The 10,960-nt window shown below is 50.4% G+C and carries 9 protein-coding genes; 5 read left to right on the top strand and 4 right to left on the bottom strand.

Annotated elements, in window-relative coordinates; all coding sequences use genetic code 11:
* Nucleotides 1-116: 116 nt before the first annotated feature.
* The 3 genes from PspS35_RS01410 to PspS35_RS01400 all read left to right on the top strand — a co-directional run bounded on the left by PspS35_RS01410 (nucleotide 117) and on the right by PspS35_RS01400 (nucleotide 2,673).
* On the top strand, nucleotides 117-1,097 hold the full coding sequence (locus tag PspS35_RS01410; protein WP_159932465.1) for an integrase domain-containing protein: 981 nt from the start codon (nucleotides 117-119) through the stop codon (nucleotides 1,095-1,097).
* A 398-nt stretch (nucleotides 1,098-1,495) separates the two neighbouring features.
* Entirely contained in the window at nucleotides 1,496-1,774 is a 279-nt protein-coding gene (locus PspS35_RS01405) for a hypothetical protein (RefSeq protein ID WP_159932464.1), read from the top strand.
* Nucleotides 1,774-2,673, top strand: coding sequence for a nucleotide-binding protein (locus PspS35_RS01400; protein WP_008435723.1), 900 nt, complete (start codon nucleotides 1,774-1,776; stop codon nucleotides 2,671-2,673). The genes PspS35_RS01405 and PspS35_RS01400 overlap by 1 nt, the downstream gene beginning before the upstream one ends.
* A 127-nt stretch (nucleotides 2,674-2,800) precedes the next feature.
* Here the strand turns inward: PspS35_RS01400 and PspS35_RS01395 are convergent, their stop codons facing one another.
* From PspS35_RS01395 to PspS35_RS01385, 3 genes are read right to left on the bottom strand one after another with little or no spacing between them, the layout of a single operon-like run.
* Nucleotides 2,801-4,897, bottom strand: a complete 2,097-nt coding sequence (locus tag PspS35_RS01395) for a hypothetical protein (RefSeq protein ID WP_159932463.1) — start codon at nucleotides 4,895-4,897, stop codon at nucleotides 2,801-2,803.
* Nucleotides 4,894-5,313: a hypothetical protein gene (locus PspS35_RS01390; RefSeq protein ID WP_238785964.1), complete on the bottom strand. Its 420-nt coding sequence runs from the start codon at nucleotides 5,311-5,313 to the stop codon at nucleotides 4,894-4,896. The genes PspS35_RS01395 and PspS35_RS01390 overlap by 4 nt, the downstream gene beginning before the upstream one ends.
* A gap of 36 nt (nucleotides 5,314-5,349) precedes the next feature.
* Entirely contained in the window at nucleotides 5,350-6,273 is a 924-nt protein-coding gene (locus PspS35_RS01385; RefSeq protein ID WP_008435726.1) for a hypothetical protein, read from the bottom strand.
* A gap of 608 nt (nucleotides 6,274-6,881) precedes the next feature.
* Between PspS35_RS01385 and PspS35_RS01380 the strand changes: the two genes are divergently transcribed.
* Both PspS35_RS01380 and PspS35_RS01375 read left to right on the top strand, forming a co-directional pair.
* Nucleotides 6,882-7,166, top strand: coding sequence for a DUF3077 domain-containing protein (locus PspS35_RS01380; RefSeq protein WP_159932461.1), 285 nt, complete (start codon nucleotides 6,882-6,884; stop codon nucleotides 7,164-7,166).
* Between the two features lie 205 nt (nucleotides 7,167-7,371).
* Nucleotides 7,372-9,501, top strand: coding sequence for a M48 family metallopeptidase (locus PspS35_RS01375; protein WP_159932460.1), 2,130 nt, complete (start codon nucleotides 7,372-7,374; stop codon nucleotides 9,499-9,501).
* A gap of 73 nt (nucleotides 9,502-9,574) precedes the next feature.
* Here PspS35_RS01375 and PspS35_RS01370 read toward each other — a convergent pair whose 3' ends face one another.
* Entirely contained in the window at nucleotides 9,575-10,870 is a 1,296-nt protein-coding gene (locus PspS35_RS01370; RefSeq protein WP_159932459.1) for an OprD family porin, read from the bottom strand.
* Nucleotides 10,871-10,960: the final 90 nt, after the last annotated feature.

Raw genomic sequence — 10,960 nt, 5'->3', positions numbered from 1 at the left:
GCGTTAGTGGACAACCCTCACAGGTCGCAGGGGCCTTGATCCCTGATAACACTCAACATCCTTGGCGGGATGACGTGGGGAAGGTTTTAAGAGTTTACTTCGAGAGGAGTTCGATCATGGCATTGGTCGGTAGACGAGACGGGCGAAATTTTGGCTATGGCCGGCAGTTGAGTTATGCCGGGCCACAAGAGCTAAAAGATCTGTTTGGCGGCGGGCACTACGGGACGGTCAAAGCGCACAGTGATCGCTGGCAGGCGTTTGTGCGGTGGTGCCGGTCGGAGGATGGACCAGGACTTAACGATGCGCGACAAATTGATCGGCAGACCTTACTGGATTACGCCGGGCATCTGCGTCAGCAAGTTGAACAAGGCGCTATCGGCATTGCCACCGCGCAAAACCGATTGTCCAGCGTGAACCGAACCATGGCCGCGCTTCGCGGTGATCCGTATGTGAGAGTGCCAAGTCCGAGCAAGGCGTTGGGAATGCAGCGCACCAGTGTTCGTCGCTCGGTGCCGCAAGGCCAAGACCGCGAACACGTGAAGCGGATCGTCGACGAGCTTTGCGAACATCAGCAACCGCGTGCTGCGGCCATAGCTCAGTTAGCGCGAGCCACCGGCATGCGTTTACGTGAGGCGATTTTGGCCGACCTTCCTCGACTGCAACGGGAAGCCGAGCAACTCGGGAGGATCAACATCCAGGACGGCACCAAAGGTGGCCGCGGCGGAGCAACAGCACCTCGCTGGATCATGGTGGATGACCATGTTCGCGAAGCACTCAGATATGCCGAGCAGGTCTTACCGCATGGCAGCCGCAACCTACTGGCACCGAACGAAAGCTACCTTGATTTCCAACAGGGAATCGTCCGCCCCGCACGGGAGGTCCTCCATATACACAACCTCAAAGGCTTCCACGAATTGCGGGCAGCCTATGCGTGCGAACGCTACGAGCAAATCACCCAGCATCTTGCACCCATCAACGGTGGCAGGTGCTGCCAGCTAGACCGACGCCTCGATCAGGAGGCACGCGCACAAATCAGCGATGAGCTGGGGCACGGTCGTATCGACGTGGTTTCGGCGTACATCGGCGGCCGACCATGAGCAAACCATTCGATATGGAGTTGTTTCTAACGGGCGTGCTGGCGGGATCACCTGTAACACGACAACGCCACCTTCATCAGGCAAGGGCAATCCAGACAGCAATCAATGAGCGATGGCACTGCGACAACCCATGGGTTTGGCAACGGAAGCATCTCGCATGGTTTCTGGATTACCGTATAAACAATCACACAGAACCTACCCGCTATTATTACCTGCTGACTATTCATTTGCTCACTCTTCGCTTAGGGAAAACCTGGAAGTTCAAATGTTAGGTGGAGGCCCTAAACGGGACAAAAACCGTTGGCGACAGAACATAGCTAGCACTGGGATTGAAAATAGCTTGCGTCAACATGAAATTCGCGCAACATTTAGGTAAAAAATAAGCTAGAGGGATAATAATGCTAAAAGGAATCGACAAGCTCCAGCGTCAACTTGCAGATGTACAAAAGGTACTTCAATCACTCGAAGGCGATCTTTGTACAGTGAATTTTAATCCTCACGATCCCGTGAGTATTGAAGGTGCGATTCAGCAGATATCAAATCTCATAGATGAGCGTGTGGGAACCTATACGTCAAATCCAATAATCAGCTCCTTGGCAGAGCAGATGAAAGAGCGATATAGGGAAAAGATCATAGAACGGGCTGCCGCAGCGCGACTGTTAGAGGAAGAAAAATAGTGGCCATCGACCTCTTTGCTCAGATCAACAATGCGGTTATAGATCTACAGAGCTCACAACATCAGACCTTCGAACAACCGCTAAAAAAACTGGCCCGCCTACTTCGCGATCCGGCGCTTGACGCTAGCAACAATGAATTGATATCGGGGCTAGATCTCGAAGCATTCTTGGAAGCGAGCGAACGGTCTGGCGGCGGCATGGGGAATCATAAACTTGCTTGGCCAGAATCAGATGACGACAAACAACGACTAGGTCTCACCCTACTGCTAATCGAAAAACTCGCTGAAGATCCAAAATACGCCATTAATTTCGGTCATCACTACTTTAGCTCGGGCAGTAGAAAGCTTATTTCAGGTGTCCATGGATTTACTGGACAGATAATCGCCCCATTTGTGCGGGATTATAAAGTCTATGTCGAATCTCAGGGAGAGGTTAAACCGCAGTTGAAAATATCAAAATCTAATAAAGTATTTATTGTTCATGGCCATGACGAGGCTGCATTACAAGGTCTCGCGCGCTTCCTAGAAAAGCTCGGCTTAGAAGCGATTATCCTTAGGGAACAACCCGATCGAGGCCAGACGATTATTGAAAAATTTGAACATTCGGCTGATGTAGGTTTCGCGGTAATATTGTTAACACCCGACGATGTTGGTGGTTCAATAAAAGCTGACGTGAGCGATGCTCGCGCACGTCAAAATGTCATTTTTGAACTTGGATTCTTTGCCGGAAAACTTGGGCGCGGCCGTGTTTGTTTGCTTCGCAAGGGGCAGGTGGAAATACCATCTGATTTGTTTGGTGTAATTTATACCGACATGGACTCGGCTGAAGCCTGGAAGATGAAACTGGTACGAGAGTTGAAAGCGGCTCAGTTAGACTTTGATGCTACTAAGTTTTGGTAGCCAAGTAAAAATCTAGCCCCCTTACCGACTCCTAAATTATAAGCAGCGGGAGTGCTACCGGCCATATAGACCGATAGCTCTCCAAACTATTTTAACCAGAGGCTAACAAAGTCAATACTTCCATTGTTTATAATGGACCGATAGACTTTTCACCTAGCTGAATCAACTTAAATTTAACGCCCTCGGTAGACTCTTTAAAAACCGGCTCGGAATCATCGAATGATGCTGCAACAATACTTTGCAAACCTGTGGATGAAGAAAGCATTTGGAGAAGAGCATGCTGGCTCTTAGTGGCCATTGAGTGCTGTCCAGGCTCATCAAATAAAATGAAACCGGGGTGATTGGCTTTGATCGTTGGATGTGCCGAGGTTTGATGGATAGCTATCAGGTATGCCCAAATCAATCGTACAAAATCACTTGCACTGGAGTCTGCTGCCATGCTGTTTTGATTTTTATTACTTCTATACTGATGGATAGCCTTTTCGGACTCCGAGTTCTTTTCTCTAATAACCCGGAGCTCTATACGTGATAAGAATGGTAACAGGCTATCAAAATCTAGTTCAATATCTCCTACAGGGGCACTGTGATAATCAAAGGTTCCAACATTTGCTCTGAACATTTTCCCAAACAAGTTTAGAGTCTTAGTATCCTGCTCCGAGTAATGTTCTTTAGGTAAAAACAAACGCTGGTCTTGGTTGTTTTTTAGCTGAAGAGATAAAGAACCAAAACGTTTTTTTAGCTCATCAAACTTCGTATCGAAGCCATTAATTTTTTCGATTTCAGACTCAAGATGCATCTGTTTTCTTAACAGAGTTCGAGTGCCGGCGGTTCCACTTGTTACATCAGAGCGCAATGCTGCCAATATTGACCTAGATTTCGCAATCCGTTGACGTATACCTTCCCCTTCTTCTTCTAGATTTTGAATAGTCAACCTTATCCCTTGCTGTTGACGCTCTAACATTTTCAATTGGCTATCAAGATAATCGATATTTGTTTCAATACTCATTTTAGAGGTGAGTACGCCACCGCCGGTCAGAGAGTCGTCTACATATTGAAAACAGGTGGGGCATTGTTCTTTGGCTATATAGAGCCCCTGCTCCGCTCCAAATTTTTGCAATTTCAAGGTGGACTTATTTCTAAGCAACTCCTCACTCGCCTGCTCAGCTAACTGTTTGTTGGTAGCTAAGGATGAACGATGGATAGCTAAGGTGCTCACGCTAATTTCATAAAGCCCTACTAGCCTATTGAGCTCTGCGCTATTTACATCTATTGCCGATACAACCTCTGGACTTACACCATCTTTAAGCTTATTCATTTCGAGCTCTTGCCTTTCATAATCAGCACGGAGCTGGCTTATGTAGTCGGAAAGAGAGAACTTAGTTTGCCCCACTCGCTTATAAACAGCTATATTATCCGAATCAAGCGCCGAAGTTACTCGTAACGGCACCCCTTGAATCTCTATCCCTTCACCAGCCGCTCTTGATTCGCGAAGCAGCTCTTTATATGAGTCATTCCAAGCATTATCTATCTCAACTGACTCATAATTAAGCTCACTTCGTTTCGCATCAGCCTCAAATACATTCAGACCTAACAAAAACTCAACTACCTTCACCCGCACATCGCGAATTCCATAGTGCGGTATGTTTGCAATATAGTCAGTCCAGCCCCTTTTTTGTTCAACCGCAAGAGCGGCAAAAATCGCCTGGAGATATAACTTAACCTGTTTACCCGAAGAGTTTTGCACTTGCGGCAGATTGAAACCTAAAAACTTCTCCAGAAAATTATGAAAGCCCTCTTCATAAATTGCACTTCCACCATCGTGGAGATATTTGAAAGATGATTGCAACGGTAATTTTCCAGTGAGGAAAGCCCCATCCAACACCTCCACCAACTTAGCATTTCGTGTCTGATCCGTAATAGCACGACGAAACGTTCGAACATCCCCCAGCTTATTTTCAACCTCTAAATAAACCTCTGACTGTGTTATTGGTATTTTTTTGTCGTCATATTCAAAGTAGTCTTTAACTGCATATGGCAGTGATGACTGATTTTTACCACCAATCAATTCCTCCATGCCAAGTGAATATAGGATACTGTTAAATACAGTACTCTTCCCAGATGAGTTTGATCCTTTTATGATTGTCAGCGCGCGATCAAACTCAAGAAAAAAACCAAAATCACCTTCTTGAGTAGTAATCTTAAGCTTTAATGCCCTAATAATCATAAGGCATCCCATCCTTTCGCCACTGAATCAACCATTTTTTCTGAAATCCCTTTTCCAATTATTCTTAAGGACGTTTTTTCTGGAGATAAAAGATCTTTATCTTTAAGCAAAAAGCTCAAAAAATCTTGTCCCTTGACAGATATTTCCACCCCGGTCGACAAAGCAGTAACTAGTTGATCCTCTACAGCAAATTTCAAAGCTATTGCCAAAGCAGGATCGAACCCCCAAACAGGTAAAGTTAACACTCCTTTACGAGAAGCTTCTTTTAGACTAGCCAATCTTCTTTCTGACTTCAATGCCCAGTTAAACAAATGAAGTTTAAGCAAACTACATTTTTCCGCGCGACCGCAAAGATGTAAAACAAGGAGTATCTGCGAGATTTTATATAATGTTCTATGCTCAGCAAGTACAGGCATGGGTCGCTGCGTGAACTTTAATTTCATCATGACTAGTTACTCAAAGTCTAATTCACAAGCGGCGAGCCAACGTGCAACTGTATGCCTAGTTATTTCGCTCGCGAGAGTATGATCTACGCCCGGCCGTAACTCAGAGACGATCCTTTCCGCCAACTTATCGGTAACTTTTTCGATAAGTGATTCAGCGGTCCCCGACCAAGTAAACGCCCACTCCTTTACATCCTGCTCAAAAACAGACAACAACCTTACAAGTCTAAAATAAATTGTGGGGGAAGCGGCATTTAAAGCGTTAAAGTAATTATCATGTTCTAGAAAGGTTTGCAGCGTAAAATTATATAACCGACCAACTAGCTTTTCTGATGGAGGATCCATTTTCTCAACTAATCGAAGTGCAGACTTTCTTAAGAGGTGTTGCTCATACAGTTCAGGGTCAGAGTCGAGTAGCGGTAGAGAAGTCACCTGGTTTCCAAAACTGATAGCTACTCCATTCAAACTGCGCTGCTCATTTATTTCGCGAAGGTAAAAATCCGCATCATGCAAATGTATTGTGAAATTAGGATGCAATATATCGAGACCCCAGTCACGCGCCTCAACTTCTTTAACTTTAGCGTGGGAAAGCAGGTTGTGATGATTGATTTCAGGAGATACAAAGCACCACTCTTTTATCTGCGTACCTCCTAGACGGCCTTTGAGCTCAAGTTGAAACTTCTTCAACTTGTTTACATCATCAGTGATTTTTCGTTTTTGCTTGTCTAGCAATACTTGTTGAGTATAAATCCTATCAGGACAGTAGCACTGGAATGCACGTCCGGTATTAATTGTATAGCCTTCTATACCGAAGTCTCCTGGCGAAGCTGGCATCTCCTGATAGCCATCAATTCCATGCTTACTCTTGAAAACTAACTGGCATAAATTCTCCCATGTATCGCCATTGAATGGGCCCAATTTTGTAATGAACATCAGATGGCTATCCCTTCCGCTTTAGATATATACCATTACGATCACAAGTCCATAAAATGGCTAATGGCCATGTCAATTCTAGTGCAATTGACAATTTTTCGCTATTTTTTTCTATATACTAAAAAATCTGCATCTATAGAAAGCTGATCGATACATTCACTAAAGAACTACGTTTCCATTCATTAACCACTCTTCCCTAAACAAAAATATTTTCACTCACTAAAAATAGCTATCATTACAGAAGGGTATTTTTAGAGGTAGCAACTATATTTTTCTAAAAAAAATCTTGTACTTTCATAGTATTAGGATGCTATTCGACTCCTGGTGCCGCACCATCTCTCAAAGCCCCGCAATGCGGGGCTTTGTGGTTTCTTGGGTTTGGAAAAAGCTGGAGATTTGAATAGCGGCTTTCGTCAAAACGTCCACAAAACGTCCACACTCAATATTTGAACCCCCTCTTCAGGCGCTGCCAACCCTTCAACTGAGGCTTGGTAAGCTGCGTTCCAATCTCAGTCGCCGCCTCTAGAATTGCGGCGGTTTCTCCATACGATTCGTGTTCGCCCCGATAGCAAACGTGGTAGCTCTCACTCAATACGGGAGTTTTACCAATGAACGCTACACCTCCGTCCGCGTTAACCACCCTCGGCGTCACCCCCTTCTCCTTTCACTCCGGCCAACCTCTGTTGCGCGTCAACAGCGGTGTTTCCCTGCATGAAGCGTTGCACCACGTTTGCGATTTGCCACACGTTGCCAAGCTGCTCGCCGAAGATGCGGCGATGACGAAGGAGACGGACCGTTATGCCTGGGCGTCGCATTATTTGCAGGAGATGAGCAAGGCGGTGATTGATGATGTGGTGAAGGTGTTGGAGTCGCCTGGGAATACCGTGCTGTAAGTAGGGCTGTGAAGCGGCCCCAAAACCAGGCGCTTAGTTTTAACAGAAAAATCTCAGTGTCTTTATTGGGGCTGCTGCGCAGCCCGGCGCGGGGCAAGCCCGCTCACCACAGAGTGGTGTGCCCGCATTTGAGAGTGGTGTAGATACCCAGGGGCGCTTTTTTCGGTATAAACCTGAATACCCTCCGCGTCGTGAACGGACTCCCATGAACGCCCTGAAGCTGATATTCCTCCTTATCGTTTTCCCGCTGCTGCTGGCCGCTCTCGGTGGCTGGGAGCGTCAGCGTGCTGATGAAACCACCACCACCATGATCGATTACCACATCACCGTGGGCATCGCTAAACAGCAACTCCAAGCCCTGGCAGCCAAAGACCCGGCAGCTATCGTCGACCTGGTCGATGAAAATATCAGTGTGCAACTCGCCCTCTCCCGCCTGGAAAAAATCGAATCCGAGCTGCCCACCGCCCACCGTGTAAACCGTGTGATGCGTGCCCTAGCACCGTGGGTCATCGGCCTGGGTCTGTTGGCGGCATTGATCGGCGTGGCCGCGCTGGCGGGCACGCACTGGGCAGGGCGCCGCGCGCAGCAGTCGCGGGAAAAGTTGTTGCACGCGTTCGCCCTGGGCAGCCGTTTGTTGCCTTACGTGCTGGTGAGCCATGTGGTGGCAATGGCAGCGGCGGTCGCGTTGGCGTTGAGCTATGAAGGCCTGGCGCTGTGGCATATCGGCCGGTTGGGCAGTGGCGAGGTCAAGCTGATGGCGGTGCTGGGGGTGATTGCGGCGTTTTGCCTGTATTCGATCTGGCAGTTGCTTAAACAGTTGCGTCATATGCTGGGGATGTTCACGCCCGAGCCGCTTGAAATGTTTGGGCAGGCGGTGACGCCGGAGCAGGCGCCGGGGTTGTGGCGCCATGTGGATGAACTGGCGGGCAAACTCGGCGCGCTGCCGCCGGACCACATTGTGGTGAGCCTGGCCCAAGGCTTTTATGTGACGTCCAGCGCGGCCACTGTGCAGCCGGCAAACACGGCGCTGCACGGGCGCACTTTGCATGTGCCGCTGTTGTACCTGGGCCTGTTGAGCCACGAGGAAGTCGGCGCGGTGATCGGCCATGAGCTGGCGCATTTTGCAGGGCAGGACACGGACTACAGCCTGCGCTTTTTGCCGATCTACGAGGGGGTCAATCGCAGCCTGGAGGCGCTGTTGAACACGATGCTGGCCAGCGATTTTATCCAGGGGCGGCTGATGCGGCCGTCGTTCATGTTCGGTGTGTTTTTCATGCAGCGCTTTGATGGCGCGGTGAACCACTGGAGCCGTGAGCGCGAATTGCTGGCGGATGCTGCCGGTGCGCGGCTGGTAGGCCGTGTACCAGCGGCCTCGGCGTTGTTGCGGGTATCGGTGTTGCAGCCGCACGTTGAGGACTCGTTGCTGGCGTTGTGTGATGCAGGGTCGACTGCAGATCTGCCCGACGCTGTGTTCAACACCTTGCGTGAGTGCCCATTGGAATTGCCGCCCGAAGCCTTGGCGATTCATCAACCGCACCCGACCGATTCCCACCCGTCCAATGGCGAACGCCTACAGGCGCTGAACGTGTCGCTGGACGATGCCCTGCACAGCGCCACCCGTGCAGTGGAGAGCGACGCGGCGAATGCGCAGCTCGATGCCTGCTTCAGCGCACCACAGGCACTGCGCGAGCAACTGACTGGCGATGTGATGGAAGTGGCCGTGTCGGAAAACACCGCACACACCCACCTGCTGGAAACCCTGGCCGCGTCGGCCGAGGGCGAGCGTGCATTGCATGAAGGCAGCGCATGGCGCGGCGCGTTGATGGCACTGTCGGGGCTGCCCTTTGTGCTGGGTGGGCTGTTTATCCTGAGCCGGGTTTTGCTCGCCCCGGAGCGCTTGAAAGGCACGCCGCTGTCGGCATTCGGCGCAGGCGCGTGCCTGGGTGTCATCGGGCTGGGGCTTCTGTGGCTGGGCATCCGTCGATTCAAGCGCGCGCCGCAGACCGCGTTGCGCCTGACGCCGGAGCATTTTGTGTTCAATAACCTGGCGCAACCGTTGCCCATCGAACATATAGAAGAGATCACCCTGCAATTCGTGCAGGGCATCTGGGTCACCGTTCAACTGACGCCCGAGGCGCCATTACCTGCAATGCGCAAAACGGCGTTCGGCGTACCCGGCGTGCGGGTCAACAAGAAGAAACGCCAGGTGCTGCTGCTCATGGCACAACTGTGTATCGACAATAAAAAAATCGAGCCCTATGAGGGGCTGTCCTTGATGCTCGACTACAAAAATGCAGCGCTGGCACGCAAGATTTTGCAGAACCGCGAGGACTGATCGGCGCCCATAAAAAAACCCCGAACCAGTCGGGGTTTTTTATCGCCTGGCATCAGGCGCGACGTGCGATCACTTAGAAAACATTGATCGGGTAGTCGGCGAACAGACGCAGTTCGTTACCGCCAATGTTGTAGTTGCTGGCGTTGTCGGAAACGCGCAACCACGAGGCGCGAGCACGCAGGCTCAGGTCTTTGGCCGGGCCGCTCTGAACGACGTATTTGAACTGGTTGAAGATTTCACGCTCTGTACCATTGCCGCGGTTGGAACCATCGTCAATGTTGGTACCACGTACGTATGCAACGTTGTAGCTCAAGCCAGGTACGCCGAAGGCGCTGAAGTCCAGGCCGTAGCCCACTTGCCAGGAGCGCTCGTCCTTGCCGTTGAAGTCAGACCAGTAGGAGTTGGCCAGCAGGATAGTGTTACCACCGTCGCCGATCCCGCTGTTCTTGTTGTTCTGGTGGTAGCCGCTGTACAGGTAGCCGGTGTCACCGGTGCTGCGCTGGTGAGCGACGGTGAAGCTGTGCGGGCCAACGGCCCATGTAGCGCCCAGGCTCCAGATTTTGTTGTCGCGGGCGTCTTCATCACCCTGGGTCAGCTGGGCGAAGCTCTTGTCCAGCTTGGTTTTGTAGCCGTTGAAGTCAAAGGTCAACGATTGTTTTTCTGGCAGGGCCAGTACGTAGTTCACGTTGACGTATTGCTTCTTCAGCACGTCCTGCATGTCGGATGCGTACAGCGCAGCGGACAGGCTTTCGGTGAATTTGTAGCTACCGCCGAGGTAGTTGATGCTCTTCAGGTCGCCGCTGTCGCTGCCTTCAGCGCTCTTGCGGCCCTGCTTGGTGAAGTGACCCGCGTCCAATTGCAGGCCTGCGATCTCCTTGGAAACAATCGAGGTACCCTCGTAGGTTTCCGCCAGCAGACGGCCGCTGTCGTAGCTCAGGACTGGCACGGCTGGCAGTTGCTGACCGTATTTGAGTACGGTGTTGGAGATACGCGCCTTGACGGCTGCGCCACCTTTGGCCAGGTCGTTGGCTGCCGAACCGCTGTCGCCTTTCTTGAAGAAGTCGATACCGCCACCGCCACTGCGACCTTTACCACCGTCCAGACGGATAGCGTATTGGCCCAGCACGTCCACACCCACACCGACGGTGCCTTGGGTGAAGCCGGACTCGAACTTACCGATGAAGCCTTGGCCCCATTCAGCTTTGTCCTGGTTATGGTTTTTGTAGTCGCGGCTGATGTAAGCGTTACGTGCCGCAATATTCAAGTGGCTATCTTCAACGAAACCCTTGGATTGCTCCTGGTCGTTTGCCATTGCTGCCGATGCGCTCAAAATCCCCAGAGCGATCAGACTCATCCGTTGCTTCAACATTTTCTTGTATTCCTTATTTCTGGTTGAGTACGCGCTGTGACACCAGGCTCCATGTCGCTTTCTGGTGTCTGCTTATTCCAAAAAAGAAGG

Origin of the sequence: Pseudomonas sp. S35 (genome assembly GCF_009866765.1) — a bacterium.
Classification (GTDB): Bacteria; Pseudomonadota; Gammaproteobacteria; order Pseudomonadales; family Pseudomonadaceae; genus Aquipseudomonas.
The sequence above is the reverse complement of the archived record's forward strand: the minus strand, read 5'-3'. Positions and strand labels throughout refer to the sequence as shown.